This is a genomic window from Shewanella sp. ZOR0012 (assembly GCF_000798835.1).
In the GTDB taxonomy this organism is placed as follows: Bacteria; Pseudomonadota; Gammaproteobacteria; order Enterobacterales; family Shewanellaceae; genus Shewanella; species Shewanella xiamenensis.
The window spans coordinates 417,226-434,001 of the sequence record NZ_JTLE01000094.1; the positions used below are offsets into that span (position 1 = coordinate 417,226).

The 16,776-nt window shown below is 44.8% G+C and carries 14 protein-coding genes; 4 read left to right on the plus strand and 10 right to left on the minus strand.

The features are described 5' to 3' along the window. Nucleotides 1-8: 8 nt before the first annotated feature. On the plus strand, nt 9-3,467 hold the full coding sequence (locus L976_RS03730; RefSeq protein ID WP_037426369.1) for a zinc-dependent metalloprotease: 3,459 nt from the start codon (nt 9-11) through the stop codon (nt 3,465-3,467). A 112-nt stretch (nt 3,468-3,579) separates the two neighbouring features. Here L976_RS03730 and rho read toward each other — a convergent pair whose 3' ends face one another. After that, nucleotides 3,580-4,845: a transcription termination factor Rho gene (gene rho / locus L976_RS03735; RefSeq protein WP_037413641.1), complete on the minus strand. Its 1,266-nt coding sequence runs from the start codon at nt 4,843-4,845 to the stop codon at nt 3,580-3,582. Nucleotides 4,846-5,057: 212 nt separating this feature from the next. Continuing rightward, nucleotides 5,058-5,384 (minus strand): thioredoxin TrxA, encoded by a 327-nt coding sequence (gene trxA, locus L976_RS03740; protein WP_011070766.1) that lies wholly within the window; start codon nt 5,382-5,384, stop codon nt 5,058-5,060. Nucleotides 5,385-5,535: 151 nt separating this feature from the next. On the opposite strand from trxA, the gene rhlB reads away from it, so the two are divergent. Further along, complete coding sequence (rhlB, locus tag L976_RS03745; protein ID WP_037413639.1) at nt 5,536-6,855, plus strand: ATP-dependent RNA helicase RhlB; 1,320 nt, start codon at nt 5,536-5,538, stop codon at nt 6,853-6,855. Continuing rightward, nucleotides 6,856-7,782, plus strand: coding sequence for a Ppx/GppA phosphatase family protein (locus L976_RS03750; protein ID WP_037413637.1), 927 nt, complete (start codon nt 6,856-6,858; stop codon nt 7,780-7,782). It abuts the gene before it with no gap. 73 nt (nt 7,783-7,855) lie between these two features. On the opposite strand, the gene L976_RS03755 is transcribed toward L976_RS03750, so the two are convergent. From L976_RS03755 to pilB, 8 genes are all read right to left on the minus strand, one after another. Beyond that, nucleotides 7,856-8,392: a thioredoxin family protein gene (locus tag L976_RS03755; protein WP_011070769.1), complete on the minus strand. Its 537-nt coding sequence runs from the start codon at nt 8,390-8,392 to the stop codon at nt 7,856-7,858. Between the two features lie 143 nt (nt 8,393-8,535). Then, the gene (gene mutT, locus L976_RS03760) at nt 8,536-8,931 is read right to left on the minus strand and encodes an 8-oxo-dGTP diphosphatase MutT (RefSeq protein WP_037413635.1); all 396 of its coding nucleotides are present in this window, start codon (nt 8,929-8,931) and stop codon (nt 8,536-8,538) included. An 83-nt stretch (nt 8,932-9,014) separates the two neighbouring features. Further along, nucleotides 9,015-9,224, minus strand: coding sequence for a DNA gyrase inhibitor YacG (yacG, locus tag L976_RS03765; protein WP_037413634.1), 210 nt, complete (start codon nt 9,222-9,224; stop codon nt 9,015-9,017). Between the two features lie 102 nt (nt 9,225-9,326). After that, nucleotides 9,327-10,061, minus strand: coding sequence for a cell division protein ZapD (gene zapD, locus L976_RS03770; RefSeq protein WP_037413632.1), 735 nt, complete (start codon nt 10,059-10,061; stop codon nt 9,327-9,329). Next, nucleotides 10,054-10,671, minus strand: coding sequence for a dephospho-CoA kinase (gene coaE / locus L976_RS03775; protein WP_047534370.1), 618 nt, complete (start codon nt 10,669-10,671; stop codon nt 10,054-10,056). Before coaE ends, zapD begins: the two co-directional genes overlap by 8 nt. Before the next feature lie 149 nt (nt 10,672-10,820). Continuing rightward, a complete protein-coding gene (locus L976_RS03780) occupies nt 10,821-11,747 on the minus strand; it encodes a prepilin peptidase (RefSeq protein ID WP_047534372.1) in 927 nt (308 codons plus the stop codon). A gap of 129 nt (nt 11,748-11,876) precedes the next feature. Beyond that, nucleotides 11,877-13,148: a type II secretion system F family protein gene (locus L976_RS03785; protein ID WP_047534376.1), complete on the minus strand. Its 1,272-nt coding sequence runs from the start codon at nt 13,146-13,148 to the stop codon at nt 11,877-11,879. A gap of 112 nt (nt 13,149-13,260) precedes the next feature. Beyond that, on the minus strand, nt 13,261-14,970 hold the full coding sequence (gene pilB, locus L976_RS03790; RefSeq protein WP_047534379.1) for a type IV-A pilus assembly ATPase PilB: 1,710 nt from the start codon (nt 14,968-14,970) through the stop codon (nt 13,261-13,263). Between the two features lie 916 nt (nt 14,971-15,886). Between pilB and L976_RS23465 the strand changes: the two genes are divergently transcribed. Next, the gene (locus L976_RS23465; RefSeq protein WP_173944719.1) at nt 15,887-16,726 is read left to right on the plus strand and encodes an O-antigen ligase family protein; all 840 of its coding nucleotides are present in this window, start codon (nt 15,887-15,889) and stop codon (nt 16,724-16,726) included. Nucleotides 16,727-16,776: the final 50 nt, after the last annotated feature.

The following is a 16,776-nucleotide window of genomic DNA, read 5'->3' on the forward strand; positions in this document are numbered from 1 at the left end:
AGGAATCTATGAAGAAGTCCATGGTATGTCTGGCGATAACCAGCGCACTGACCCTTGTGGGGTGTGGTGCCGGTGATGAGCCTTATAAAGAACTCCCCAAAGATGAAAAGCAAGTCACCACTGCCGACATCGATAAAGCCACTGAGCGGCAATATCTCTACATTCGCAGCGTGGGTAAGGCTCCGCGTTATGCCGCCGAGGTGCGAGGTTTTACCCAAGGTGATCCTAAGTTGGTAACCTTGCATAAAACAGAGAATGGTATCCAAGTACGTCAAATTGACCGAGATAATATCGGATTAGGTCATGACAGCCGTTATCCTAATGAATATAACCAAGCGCCAGTGTTAACCATTCCTGGTGAATATATCGACTTTAAATGTACCGAAGATAAATGGCGTGAGTGTATTAACGTAGAGCAAGTTAACACCGATGCTAATTTAACATGGCAGGATAAGCGCTACTTTGTCCCCGATTTTGCCAAAGCTAAAATTGCCGAGTTGGGCATTAATGACATATTTACCTTTGGTGAATGTGTGACTGAAACAGAGGCCCCGCGTCTAGTGAATACTCAAGGCCAAAAAGGCTATGAGATGGATTTAGCTAAGGGCGTGGTTAACTTTGAAATTGAGCATACCTATCAGGCTTCACCAAGTTGCTTTAACCAATTTTACGGTGGCAACCTCGACAATCTATCCTTTACGACGACTGAGTTTATTTCGATTGTGGCGGTGGATCAGTTAGCCAGTAAAGACTATCAAGCGATTCCCTATGCCGAAAATGAAAAGGGCGCATTTGGTTTCTTTACCTCTTCCCATACTTACCGTGATGCGACTGATTCAGAGGGCGTTGACGGGTATGTGCGTACCTACATGAATCGCTTCAATCCGGCCAAATCGGAACTGACTTATTACTTGAGTAATAATTTCTACGATGCGAAAAATAAACCCTTTTTGGATGCTGCTATCGAGTCCGTGACGGCAATTAACATTCAAAACAAGTTGTATAAAACGGGTTTTCCACAGATAAAACTTGAGCAAGCCCACGATAAACGCCATGGCGACCTGCGCTATAGCAACATCACTTTATTTGATGAACCGCTGGATAATGGTTTGGCGGGTTATGGCCCATCCGCGGCAAACCCGCTTACAGGCGAAATTGTGAGTGCGCGAGTCAATCAATACAGCTCGAATCTAAAACAAGGCGCAGTACGTTACTATCGCCAAGTGCGTTTAGATTATAACAGAGGCAAATTGGACGCGAATTCAGTCACATCGTTAACGGGCGAGCCTTATGTGTCGAATCTGAACAAGCCAGATGTCAGCGTTGATACTGTGCCAGTTGAGGCGGCGGCATTTGAACAACCTACTCAGCAGCTTATTGCAGCACCCAAATCAATGTTATTAACGCCTAAGGATAATAGTCTCGATGCTTTGGCGGATTTTGATGAAAAAACACAAGCGTTTTGGTCTGAAAATTCAATGATGCATGTGGATACCGTGTTTGCTACAGGTGGTAGTAATCGTGAATTACCTCGCGGCATCAAAGGGCATGAAATTGATTGGAAAAAAGCCGAAATGTGGGTTGATGGCAAAGTGGGCGGTAAATTAGCGGCATTTGAAGATTTGCCGATAAGTTTACAAGACTCATTAACTACAGCCCTTGCTGCACAAGCATTTGCCGGCACCTTGACCCATGAATTAGGGCATACATTTGGCTTAAGACATAACTTTGCTGGGAGTCGCGACCACGACAATACCTTTAACCAAGCACAACTGACGGAGTTAAAAGCCGCCTTTAGCGATGCAGGTTACCCAGATATTACTGTTAATGCCGAGTTTTCGAGCCAAATGGACTACAACGTGAATCGGTTTGCAACCACGTTTGAACCCTATGACTTAGCGGCGTTACGTTTTGGCTATGCCCGCGAAGTGGAAACAAAGGCTAACGAATTTGTATCGCTCAAAGCGGAAGATGCTAAGCGTCGCGACGAACTTGCCAAAGGCATTGTTAACGGGGATACCCGATTTGGCGCGCTTTACAATATTGAGCAAAACAATAGCCTACGTCAGTATTCTTATTGCACAGATGAACATGTGTCCCTTAACAGCAACTGTAATCGTGGTGATGCGGGTAAAAACTTAGATGATATTAACCAGTTCTATATCGATAAGTATTTTGATAGCTACGAGACCATGAACCTACGCCATAATCGTCAATCTTTGTTTGAGGATCATAGTCTAAGTTACACCATCAATCGTAAAGTGCAGTTTGATGAGATACGTCAATTCATTGAAGATGTGAGCTTTTTAGAGCAATTATTTGGTCTATCAGAAAACTTTTTTGCTGGTGAGTGCGACCGACTGGCTGCGGCAGGTAGCGAGGCTTGGTATTGTGCGAATCAGCGGGCGATGAATCAGTCGGCCGACTTCTTCCTTAAGCTAGTGGGAGAAAACGACGCCACATTGGACGTCACATACAAGCAAGCTGATGGCAGCGTAGCGTTAAGACAGCAGTACAATTTTGCTAAGGTACTTGAGCAATATCGTTTTAAAAGCGGCGATATGAAGGCGCAATTTGAGCCGGGTGAGGTGATCAGTCAGTTCTCTGATTCCCCAGAAGCCTTGAAAGAGTTGATCATTAAATCGCAAATAAATCCTCAATTTCAGGATTTATTAACGGCTGATGTTAGCTTTTCGGGCCGCTTACTCAATGGTATTAAAACGCCTGCATCCTCACCTAACCATCCGTATGTGAATGAGCGCGACGTGTTAGGTGTATGGCCTGATAAATTGTTAGCCGTGCGAGCCTTAGTATCACGTACAACGCCCCGCAGCACATCGAGTCGTGGTTACAAAGCATTGGTTGATTTACCGAATGTGGGTCCAGTGTTCCAAGATATGTTGTGTAAGATGACCATGGGTGAAGGCCCTGGGCTGACTCGTGGTAATGCACCGCTCTTTACCGAAAGCTGTGGCGTGAGTGGTAAGCTCGATAGCTATCTGCCTTATTACACTGATTTTGCCCAACAAAGTATTGAGCCATTACCTAATTACGATCGTTCAGTTTCACGTTACTTCCAATTTGATACTGTTAACGGCCAACCAAAAGGTAAGAGCAATTTACTGCAGATGATATTACGGCAAGTGGTACTTGCATCGGTTGACAGTGATTATCAAGGCGAGCAAAAAGCCAGAGTATGGCGTGAATACGTCGGTATTCATCTAGCCGGCCCTGCATTAGCCACACAAGCGGAAGTGACAGTAAATGGCCGTGTGTATGCTGCGACCGCAGAAAACACTTTAGCATTGGCGCTGATCAACCGAATTAAAGAAATGGAAACCTTTAAGGCGCAGGTCGGCGAGGCCACGCTTGCCATCAAGTTAAACAACGGTACAGTAGGTGAGATCATTGATGGGCAACTAAGCCGAGATCAGTTAGTTCTCAGTTATTTGCCTGTGCTTGATTAAGTCACTTGAATCGAGTGAGCCGCACCCGCGGCTTTGCAATCCATCACCATGTGTAAAACGTAAAAAAGGCCGCTCAGTGAGCGGCCTTATTATTCATACAATCTTATATGGCTTAAGACTTTGCGCGTTTCATCGCGGTGAAGAATTCTTCGTTAGTCTTAGTCATCGCCAGCTTATCAATGAGGAATTCCATTGCACTGACTTCATCCATTGGATTGAGGATCTTACGCAGGATCCACATTTTTTGCAGTTCGTCAGGATTTGTCAGCTTCTCTTCACGACGAGTACCGCTGCGGTTAAAGTCAATCGCAGGGAAGACGCGTTTTTCAGCGGCTTTACGTGACAGATGCAGCTCTTGGTTACCAGTACCTTTAAACTCTTCGTAAATCACTTCGTCCATCTTAGAACCGGTATCGACTAACGCAGTAGCGATAATGGTTAAGCTGCCGCCGTGTTCGATGTTACGTGCTGCACCGAAGAAGCGTTTTGGACGGTGCAGGGCGTTTGCATCCACACCACCGGTTAACACTTTGCCTGATGAAGGGATAACAGTGTTGTAAGCACGCGCTAAACGGGTGATAGAGTCGAGCAGAATCACCACGTCTTTTTTGTGTTCGACTAAACGCTTAGCCTTTTCAATAACCATTTCAGCCACTTGTACGTGACGGCTTGCTGGTTCGTCGAAGGTAGATGCAATAACTTCACCTTTAACGAGGCGTTGCATCTCGGTTACTTCTTCTGGGCGTTCATCGATCAGCAGAACCATCAATACTACTTCAGGGTTGTTGTAGGTAATGGATTGCGCAATGTTTTGCAGTAATAGCGTTTTACCCGCTTTTGGTGGCGCAACGATCAGACCACGTTGACCTTTACCGATAGGTGAGCATAAATCCAGAATACGGGCAGTGATGTCTTCAGTTGAGCCATTACCACGCTCCATACGCATACGTTCTTCTGCGTGGAGTGGCGTTAAGTTTTCAAAGAGGATTTTATTGCGAGAGTTTTCAGGTTTATCAAAGTTAACTTCGTTAACTTTTAACAGGGCAAAATAACGTTCACCTTCTTTTGGTGGACGAATCTTACCAAAAATGGTGTCACCCGTTCGCATGTTGAAACGGCGAATTTGGCTTGGTGACACGTAAATATCATCAGGGCCAGCTAAGTAAGATCCATCTGCACTTCGTAAGAAACCGAATCCGTCTTGGAGTATCTCTAATACGCCGCCACCGAAAATGTCTTCGCCACTTTTGGCGTGGGCTTTAAGGATGGAGAAAATAATGTCCTGCTTGCGAGCACGGGCCATATTTTCGAGTTTCATGTTTTCGGCTAGCGAAACTAGGTCGGATATCGGCGTGTCTTTTAATTCAGTTAAGTTCATGTTGGGGATCTTGTGTTACGCGACAAAGCTTACCGCGATCAATCAGTAAAGTTTGTGATTCAGGATAGTGATTGACGAGCGAGAAGTGGTTTAGTTAGAAAGAATCTGGTTATTAAAGTAGCACTAACAAAGCGGGGCGTCCAGAAATTTAGGGGCATTCCGGCACAATTTAATTTCAGCTTGTGCCGGAGGTCACTCATAACGACAACAAATTAGATTTGTGCGTCGATAAACTCTTTTAACTGAGTTTTAGAGAGCGCGCCAACTTTGGTCGCTGCCAATTCACCGTTTTTGAATAACAGCAATGTTGGAATGCCGCGAACGCCGTATTTCGCTGGCGAAACGTTGTTCTGGTCAACGTTTAATTTAGCGATAGTTACGCGACCGGCATACTCTTCGGCAACGTCGTCAAGGATTGGCGCGATCATTTTACATGGACCACACCATTCAGCCCAAAAGTCTACCAATACTGGTAAATCGGCCTTTAATACGTCGTTTTCGAAGCTGTCGTCGCTCAGGTATATAATTTTATCGCTCATGATGTTCTCCAGTTTGGTTGCCATTGCTGGTTTGTTAATGGCTTACCATGTATATTGGGGTTGAAAAATAGCTTTTCAAGTTACCTTTTACAATGTGGCTATTTCAAACGATCGAGTATCTTATTGCAACCCCAAATGGTATGCTTGCGCTATGAGCCAAACACATTTATCAAATCAAAAATTTGCCGACTTACCTCTGCATCCTGAGGTTAAACAGGCCCTTGCCGAGAACGGCTTTGAATTTTGTACGCCGATTCAGGCGTTATCATTACCCGTATTACTTCAATCAAAAGATATCGCTGGCCAAGCTCAGACGGGCACTGGCAAGACAATGGCGTTTTTGGTTGCCACATTTAACCATTTATTGTCGACCCCTGTTCCTGAAGGGCGTCAATTAAATCAACCGCGTGCCATTATCATGGCGCCCACCCGTGAATTAGCCATTCAAATTGCTAAGGACGCGATTTTACTCGCGAAACATACTCGCTTAAAGGTGGGGATTGTTTACGGTGGTGAGAGTTATGACGTCCAACGTAAAGTGCTTGACCAAGGTGTTGACATCTTAATCGGTACAACCGGACGGATTATCGATTATGTGCGTCAGGGCATTATTAGCTTAAATGCGATTCAAGCCGTGGTGTTAGATGAAGCCGATCGTATGTTCGACCTCGGTTTTATCAAGGATATTCGTTTCTTATTCCGACGCATGCCTAATGCCGATCAGCGCCTGAACATGTTGTTTTCAGCGACGCTTTCAATGAAGGTGCAAGAGTTGGCTTATGATCATATGAATGATCCGGTGAAAGTCGAAATTGCCCCCGAAGAAAAAACCTCAAAGAATATCAAAGAAGAAATTTTCTATCCTTCCCAAGAAGATAAGATGCGTTTATTGCTAACGCTGATTGAAGAAGATTGGCCTGAGAAAGCCATTGTTTTTTCAAACACTAAGCATAGCTGTGAGAACTTATGGGCTTGGCTTGAGGGTGATGGTCACCGTGTGGGTTTGCTCACTGGGGATGTGCCACAGAAGAAACGTATTCGAATCCTAGAGCAATTTACGCAAGGTCAATTAGATATCTTGGTTGCGACTGACGTGGCTGCACGCGGCCTGCATATCTCCGATGTTTCCCATGTTTACAATTATGATTTACCTGATGATTGTGAAGATTACGTCCACCGTATTGGTCGTACTGGGCGAGCGGGTAACAAAGGGGTATCAGTTAGTTTTGCCTGTGAAGAATACGCACTAAACTTGCCAGCGATTGAGACTTATATTAATCACTCAATCCCAGTGAGTAATTATGACCGCGATGCGTTACTAGATGATATTCCACAGCCAGCTAAGATTCATCGCAAACATCCAGCGGGAGCTCGTAATTTACGTGAGCGCTCTGGGGTGAGTCGTACTCAAGGTGCACATCGTAGTGGTGGTCGTCCACCTCGCCATGACAGGACGCGTAGACAGCCGTAAATGCCAACACCCGCTTATGCTGCCATTACTTTAGGCTCTAACAGTTTTAATATGCTGATCGCTAAAACAAAAGGTGGTCAGCCACATATTATTGCTAAGTACAAACGTAAAGTAAGGTTAGCCGAAGGGATTGGCGAAGACGGCTATTTATCACAGGAAGTGATGCAACGAGGTTTAGATTGCCTCGCCATGTTTGCCCAAATGTTAGCACTGCATAAAGTCCATCCTAATCATGTTGCTGTGATTGCCACAGCAACACTGCGTACTATCAATAACGCCGACGAGTTTAACCAGAGGGCAATTCCCCTTCTCGGTCACCCGATTGAGATTATTTCGGGCATGCGTGAAGCTGAGCTGATTTATCAAGGTATGGTGGCAACAACCTGTGGCCAAGGTCGACGCTTAGTGATTGATATTGGTGGAGCAAGTACCGAATTTATTATCGGGGATGGTCATCAGGTTCAGTTTAAGACTAGCTTGCCTATGGGCAGCGTGACCTTTAACCGCCGTTTCTTCAACAACGCGCCGTTGCAAGAGCTCGATTTTGACGATGCTAAACAGGAAGTGCTAGCAGTCTTAGGTGAACATAGGCAAAGGCTAAAAGACTTAGGATGGCACTGTGTAGTGGGGGCTTCTGGCGCAGTGCAATCTGTGGTCGAAGTGTTAATGCACCGTAAGCAGTCTGAAATCATCACTTTGGCTGTGCTGACACAGCTGAAAGCGGAAATCCTCGCCGAGGAAGATGTGAGTCTTGAGGGGATTATTGGCTTAAGCGCCGAACGTGCGCCGACATTTGCCGCAGGGGTGGCGATTTTACTTGCGCTCTTTGAACTCTTAGGAATTGAGCAGTTGGCGCTATCAGGTGGAGCATTGCGTGAGGGTGTGTTAGTGATGCTGGCGCAGCGGATTTTAGAAGAAGCGATTTAACCTCACATCTATTATTAAAAGACAAAGGCCGCCAAGTTTACTCTTGGCGGCCTTTGTTATTATTCGGGTACGATTACTTTAAGATCTCGGCTAAATCTTTTTCGAGCGAGACGGTTGGACGCTCTACGATACGGCCAATTTCTTTACCTTGTTGTTGCACGATAAAGGTGGGAATACGTTTGAATTCGTATTTTGCCGCCAGTCCTTCAGGGTCTTGCTTGCTGCGATCGACACCAATATAAGTCACTTTAATATTGGGGTTCGCCACTTCTTCGATAATACGGATAAAACGTGGCGTTTCGCGATGACAGTCTGGGCACCAAGTACCAATAATCACGACGATTTCTGTTGGTTCAGTGACTTTTTTGAGTGGTGCTAAGGCGTCGGTATCGACTTGGTAGCTTTTGTAGCCCTCAGCAAACTCATTGAGATCTTTTACTAAATGTTGCGCTTCAACTACACCGGTTAAAATCACTTCTTGTTTCTCCTCGCTGCAGGTGGCAATCAAGCCCTGTTTTTGCTCTTCAAAGCCACAGCCGCCATTTGCTAGTACTTGGCAACTAAAAAATAACGCGGTCGTGGCGAGTAATGCTTTAACGTTATTGTGCATGATATGCCCTCAAAATCGAAGAAGAATAATGAATTTGCATTCAAGCACTAATTTACGTTTTGTAAAAGTTGTGAATGAATTTGCTGCAAGCCAGATCACGTATCGCTAATGTAAATCTGGCTATTACCCATAAAAAGATGTGATTAGTTTTGTGCTAATAGCTTGGCGAGGATAGGTTTATTAGCATCAGGGAAGTCATAATGGGTGAGCTCGTGCTTATCGACCCAGACGATTTGTTGTCCTTCAAGCCCTTGCGCCTCGCCCGTAAAGTCACTCACAGTGTGAATATCGAGTAGTACCTGTTTATCTGGGTAGTCGTAGCTTAAGGCCATAAAAGGTTCGCTCGAATGGACGTTAAGCGCCACTTCTTCTTTTAACTCACGAATTAAGGCTTGGGTAACGGTTTCGTTTTGCTCCACTTTTCCACCGGGAAATTCCCATTTGCCGCCTTGATGTAAATGCTCTGGGCGCTTGGCGAGTAGGATTTGTCCGTCAGTATTAAGAATAATGCCCACGGCAACATGAATACGTTTTGTCATAAATTTCTACTTATCACTGTATGAACAACAATCCGAGACTCGTCGGTTCTGGTCGTTGGTAAATATACGGAGTTGTATGAGGCTTATTCTTTAAAGAAGCTTTCTTCGTCGTAACCAAGTTCGTCTAAAGCGTCGACATCAAACTCAGATTTGACTGGAATGGCGTGTTTCTCAGATGCCCAATCACCGAGATCGATCATCTTACAGCGCTCACTGCAAAAAGGTTTGAACTCTGACTGAGGGCTCCATTGTACTGGGGTTTTACAAATTGGGCAGTTGACGGTTAACGGCATAATGGGGATCTCTTGATTTACTGCTGAATAACGAATAACGAATAACGAATAACGAATAACGAATAACGAATAACGGTTATCAATGGCGTTAGTGTAAAGGCTTCACGCGCAGGTCGCTAGTAAGAATTCGATGCTACGGTCTGAGTGGCGTTGTTGATCGAATTGTACAAAATGAATGGCGTAACGATTTTTATGGCCACTGATCGTGGGATAACAACCGTGGGAAGCATCGACTTTGACTCGAACTAATGACAGGGCTTGAGTGCTATCCCCTTGATAAAAACCGGCATGAGCGGTGGCATTATCGAAATCAGCGGTACTGCGGGTCAGTTGAAGCAAAAGCGTGATGGGTGTGAGTAGGGGATCGAAATGACTTATCCAAGCTTGATAATCCTGGCGTCTTTCCTCCCAGGGTTTGGCGAGCCAAAAATGCAGTTGGGGAAGGTCGAAGTTACAGCAGGCACCTGGCATACCAAAGCGTTGCCTGAGAGCAGATAAGAATCTGTCTTGCTTTAGCTGGCTCCCACAGCGTTCGGGGCGTTGTAATGGTTCTCTGGCTTGGGTTAAGGCTTGAATATAAAAGCGGATTTGTTCGCTATCGACATGCTCGAGTTCTTGCCATTTGCTCAGTTGCAGTAGATTTCGCTCGATATCTTTGAGGACCTCATTGCGGTAGTCGCATCGCTCCGAGAGCTCACACAGGGAAAACAGAGGGTAGAAACATCTATGCTGGTGGTCGTGATTTAGGTTATTACAGAGCTGCTTGTTGAGGTATTCGAGCCGCAAGTAGCTGCGGATCTTCTCATTTAAAGGCTGTTCATAAACTAAGTCAGTCATGGGCGTTGTGATTACCAGATAATTGTAAATAGCGCTGATGCAATGCTTGCACCTCTTGTTTTAGAGTTGATATCTCTCCCTGATTATCAATAATGTCATCGGCTCTAGCGAGTTTTTCACTGCGGCTACACTGGCTCTCAATGATGTTATTTACTTGAGTTGCATCGACATTGTCCCGCTTTACGGTACGGCTTATTTGTAATTCTGGCGAAATATCCACCACTAAAGTCCGATTGACTAACCTATCTAACCCGTTCTCAAATAGCAAGGGTACAACCATAATTACATAGTCTGAGGTGGCATTTTTGACTTGCAAAAGCATTTCTTGGCGGATCATGGGGTGCAGCAGTTGATTTAACCACTGACGCGCTTGTTCATCGCTAAACACTCGTTGCCTAAGTTTTGCGCGGTCAAGCTCACCCGAGGCCGTTAAGATTTCTGTCCCAAAATGGTCAATAATGGCGTTTAATCCGTAGGTGCCTGGTGCGACGACTTCTCGGGCAACGACATCGGCATCGACTAGGCAAACACCTTCTGCCGCAAACAGATTCGCCACGGTCGTTTTACCACTGCCAATCCCGCCCGTTAAACCGACAACAAATTTGGACATAAAACTCTCTTAAAAGCGATGAAGGACGTGCTTATAGGACCTAGGACCTAGAACGGACTGGACTTCGTCCTACTAGGGCGTCGCTGCGCTCCTTCTAGAACCTAAAGCCTAGAACCTAAAGCCTAGAATCTATAAGGCCGAAGCCAGTTCTATAACGTACTTAAATACCAATCCACTATAGGTTGACCCCATATTAGGGCGATCCAACCTGCGGCGGCAATGTAAGGACCAAAGGGAATCGGATTTGCCAGTTGATTACGTTTGGTCACGATCAGCGTGATGCCAACGAGGGCACCCACTAAGGATGAAAGTAAAATCACCAGTGGCAACATTTGCCAACCAAGCCAAGCCCCAAATACGGCAAGCAGTTTAAAGTCACCATAGCCCATACCTTCTTTACCGGTTAACAGCTTAAATAGCCAAAAAATCGACCATAAACTTAAATAGCCTACAGCGGCACCAATAATCGCATCGGTTGGGTTGGTAAAGGTATGGTTGAGGTTAATCAGTAGTCCTAACCATAGCAGGGGAAGGGTCATTTGATCGGGAAGCAGCATTTCATCCAGATCGATTCCGGTGAGCGCAATCAACACAAAAGTGAGTATTGCAGCAAACACAAATTGCCAGCTTGGCCCAAAATGCCAGGCGAGTGTTGCAACGAGTAACCCTGTTATTAGCTCAATAATCGGATAGCGTGAGGAAATGGGGGCATGACAGGCAGCGCATTTTCCCCTCAACATTAACCAACCTAAAACGGGTAAATTATGCCAAGGCTGGATGGCGGTTTTGCATTTAGGGCAGGCAGAACCTGGTACCACTAGATTGTATTTTTCAGGATAGTTATCTATAGGCTTGTTAAGCTTTTCTAAACCGACTTGTTTGACTACATCTGCATGATATTCCTGCAGATACTGATTACATTCCTGTTGCCATTCGCGCTTCATCATCACCGGAAAACGATGGATAACCACATTTAAAAAACTGCCAATAGTTGCGGCAAACACAAAACTTAAGCAGATAAAAAGCCATGGTGCTTGGTCAAAAGTGTGACCCAATAAAGTGAAAAATTCAGTCATTATTCTTACTTAATTATATTGTTCAATGTAAAACGGATTTTAGGCCTCTAGGACGCTTCGCTGCTCTAGAACCTAGAATTTATAAGGGGGCAGCCCGCTTTTTCTAGCTGCTGCAGTTTTTGCAGCGTTTTAACCGCCAACCACTTTACCCATTTGGAAGATGGGTAAATACATAGCGACAATAAGACCACCAACAACAGTGCCAATGACCACCATCATGATAGGTTCAATTAGGCTGGATAAACCATCAACAGCATCATCGACTTGCATCTCATAGATAGTTGAAACTTTATTAAGCATATTATCAAGTGAGCCTGATTCTTCGCCAATCATCACCATTTGGATCAGCATATCGGGGAACAGCCCTGTGGTTCGCATTGCCACGTTCATTTGCATCCCCGCCATCACTTCCTGGCGGATTTTTAAGATGGCTTTACGGTATACCGCATTGCCCGATGCTCCGGCCGCGGATTCTAAGCCGTCGATTAAGGGGACACCAGCGGCAAAGGTGGTGGCTAAGGTACGGGCAAAACGCGCCATAGCGCCTTTGTGTAGAATGGGACCAATAGCTGGAATTTTTAAGATGACTTCGTCCACTCTATCCCTCACTATTTGCGAGTTTCGGTGGGCGCGGACAAATAAAAATACGCCAGCCACTATGGCGCCCAAAAAGATATACCAAGAGGATTGTAAGCCCCGGGAGATTTGCAGCACTAATTGGGTAAAAGCAGGCAACTCGGCGCCAAAGCCCTTAAAAATATCTTCAAATTGTGGCACCACAAACAGTAATAATAGTGCTGTTACTAAAATAGCGACTATTACTACTGCTGCCGGATAAAACATGGCTTTTTTAATCTTAGATTTTAATGCTTCAGATTTTTCACGGTAGGTCGCAATACGATCAAACACTACATCGAGTGAGCCTGAATGTTCACCCGCAGCAACTAAATCGACATAAAGATCATCAAAATAGCGTCGGTGGGGACGCAAAGCATCAGATAACGGAATACCTGATTGGATCTCCGATAGAATTGTCGCTAACAGTTCACGCATTTTTGCTTTTTCATGGCCGCGACCCAGTAATTCAATGGTAGTCACTAATGGCACCCCAGCGGCAAGCATGGTGGCAATTTGCCGAGTCACCATAGCAATATCCATAGGGGTAATTTTGGCATCGCCTAATTTAAATAAGGCGGCCGATTGTTTGCGAACGGTTTTAGGATTTACCCCTTGAGATTTTAACTTGCTACGAACCTCAGCAGCAGAGGCCCCCCTCAGTTCGCCACTGGTTTTTTGGCCGTCGCGGTTAACTCCTTTCCATTCAAAGGTATAAATTTTAGGTTGGCTTTTTTGCTCAATCTTTTTTGGGCGAGGCTTTTTTACTGTGGTTGCCGTAGCCATAAATTATCCCTGTTGGTTGTAAAGCTAAGAAGGCCGCTGCTGCACAACTGTTAGAACGCTCACATGCTCGCTCTAGAATCTAGCACCTAAAAGTGCGCAGCCCGTCCTACTATTAAAAACTGGTTACCCGATTCACTTCGGCGATACTGGTCACGCCTTGGAGCACTTTTAGTAGCCCTGATTGACGCAGATCGCGCATCCCTTGAGCCTTGGCTTGATCTGCTATCTGTAATGAATTGCCCCCTTCCATAATAGTACGGGCAATTTCATCTGACATCTTCATCACTTCGTAAATACCTACCCGTCCTTTATAGCCACCAGAACAATGCTCACAACCCACGGGTTTATAGGTGATAAACCCTTGGGCGATTTGTGCATCACTAAAGCCTAAGCGTTGTAGCTCATGTTCAGGTATTTGTTCGGGTTGCTTGCATTCAGGGCAAAGTCGCCGTGCAAGTCGCTGAGCAATAATTAAATTGACTGAGCTGGCAATATTATAGCCGGGTACGCCCATATTAATTAAACGGGTGAGCGTTTCTGCCGCAGAGTTGGTATGCAGGGTTGATAGAACTAAGTGGCCAGTTTGCGCGGCTTTAATGGCAATTTCGGCGGTTTCAAGGTCACGTATTTCGCCCACCATCACCACATCGGGGTCTTGGCGCAAAAAGGAGCGCAGTGCCGAGGCGAAGGTTAAACCCGCTTTTAAATTAATATGAACTTGGTTTACGCCCTCAAGGTTAATTTCCACCGGGTCTTCGGCGGTGGAGATATTACGCTCGGCGGTATTGAGGATATTTAAGCCTGTGTAGAGCGAAACTGTTTTACCCGAACCCGTTGGGCCGGTCACTAATATCATGCCTTGAGGTTTGGCTAGCATCTCAAGGTAGAGCTTTTCTTGATCCGGTTCGTAACCGAGCTTTTCGATACCGAGCTGTGCGGAGGAGGAATCCAATATCCGCATTACAATTTTTTCGCCCCACAGGGTCGGCAGGGTACTTACCCGAAAGTCGATAGACTTAGTGCGGGATAGCTTCATTTTAATCCGGCCATCCTGGGGGACGCGGCGCTCGGCAATATCGAGTTTTGACATTACCTTTAAGCGCGCAGAGAGTCGTCCTGCTAAGCTAATGGGCGGCTCGGAGACTTCATGCAAAATACCATCGATACGAAAACGGATACGGTAGCGTTTTTCATAGGGCTCAAAATGTAAGTCTGAAGCGCCCTTACGAATAGCATCGGTTAATATCTTATTGATATATATGACGATAGGGGCATCGTCGCTGGCTTCGCCTGCATTGTCTTCATTGCGCTTATCGGTATCGGTAACTTCAATACCAGCAAGCGCTGCTTCATCCATACCGCTTAAATCAAGGCCAGTAATATCTTCTTCTAGTACCTTCTCAAGGGCCTTAGCGAGCTTATCTTCTTCCACCAAAATAGCTTCGGCATGTAGGCCAGCACTAAATTGGAATTCCTCAAGGGCGGCAATATTGGTAGGATCTGAAGTGGCGATATAGAGGCGATTGCCGCGCTTAAATAGCGGTAAGCAGCGGTGTTTTTCAATCAGTTTTTTATTAAGAAACTCTTCAGGGATGGCGCTAACATCAAATTCGGCTAAATCCAACAGCGGGGTGCCATATTCCTCATAGCAAAGCTCGGCAATACTGCGGGCCGACACGAGCTTAGTTTGCACTAAGGTGGTGACTAAGGTTTGTTTGTTTTGGCGGGATTTGGTGATGGCACTCGCCATCTGCTCTTCATTAAGCAGACCTTTACGGATGAAAAGGGTGGATAATCCCAGGTGAAGGCCAGCGGATGGCATGAAAAACTCCTATCTCCATTAGTTTTTCCATCATAGCGGCAAAATGGTTATTTGTCATATATAAAAAAGCTCAAATAATCACAAAAAAATGAGTATCATCATAAGGATGCGAATTTATGTACAGCTTTCAAAAGTGGCTATATTTTACCATAAACTGTACTGTGGATTAATGGTCGATAAATAACAATGCCTTATAATCAAGTCACTTTGATTTACTTGACTAAAACGCGTAAATAATCGGTGATTTGGTGAGGCACTTTAACGCCAATATTGTGGGATAAATACGTGATGGAATGCTCAATTAAGGAAACATATATTGCAATCAATCCCGATTTTTAGCCGGATTTTCCTGCTCACTTTCTTCGCGCTATTTTTCCTTGGCTCGGTATTATCAGGTTATATCACAGGATATCTGGGGGTGGATAACGCTTACGATCTTAAGCGAATCCTAGTAATTATATTTATCGTGTGTTCAGCGGTTGGCCTTTTGTGGCGCTCGAGTATTCCAATAATCCTACCATCGCCTTTGACACTTTGGGTGGTGGTAAGCCTATTTATACTCGGTTTGTTATCAACCTTTTTTAGCCAGCATCCATTTTGGTCATTACTTGAATTAGCCAACTTTTTTTTGCTGCTCTGTTTGTTTTATATCTTAGGTGTACTCATAACTGACATTGGCAGAAATCTGACGCTGCAATATTTTTTTGGATTTGCATTATTTTTCTCGATTTGTATTGCGGTTAAGTTTTTTTTGCTGCTGTTTTTTCATGCACTCGATGCTAATCGGCCTGATGTGCATTCTTTAGTGGCAGGCTTTATGAATGTAAGGTTTTTCAATCAATTGCAAGTTATGCTGCTACCGTTTTTGTGTTTATCATTTTATATCGAACCACTTAAAAAATATAAACGGACAGCTATGTTGGCTTTTAGTGTGCAGTGGTTAATCCTGCTGCAATCAGAGGCTCGCGGCGCATTATTGGCAATAGTTTTAGCGGCTGTTGTGGTGTATCGATTTTTGCCCGCCAACTTGGGTAAAACATTTGTTCTCCCAATGCTGAAGGCTGTAGTTTTTGGCACGCTTTTATGGCTAGTGCTGATCATTATTATTCCACTGTTTATTTTTGATAGCCCAATTTGGCAATTAAGAACCAATAGCTCAGGCCGCATTGATATGTGGATTTATATATTACAGATGATCCCCGAGCGTATTGGTTTAGGTTACGGGCCAATGAGTTTTGCTTGGGCAGAGGCAAGACCTTTACCTAATGCTCACCCGCATAATGCCCTACTACAGTTTTTATATGAGTTTGGTGTGGTTGCGTTTATCTTACTGGCAAGTTGGTCGCTGATAATATTATGGTCAAAATTAAAGCGGCTGACTTTATTAGGGGAAACATTAGGGGAAAAACCGAGTGAGCATTTAGCTAAAAAACCACAAAGTAGCCTCGACACAGACTCGCATAAAGGCATAGAGACGGACACAACCGATATTGTGCTGGCATTTGCCCTATGTGCACTATGGATTTATGCCATGTTTGACGGGGTGATTGTGATGCCATTATCCCAAGCATTATTGGTAGCATTATTGGCAGTTAATTGCCGCCACTATCAACCGCGAGTAATAACATTGTCATTAAAAGTTGCGTTAGTGGCAATATTAATAACCTGTGGTGCATTGTTAATCGCTAGCCTTGGTGATACCGCGCTTAATCCGCAAATGTATCCAAGATTATGGTTAACCGGGATAATAAATTGATAAAAATAAAAAAGCCCCGAAAAGGGGCTTTAGAAAAATTTTGGTTATTA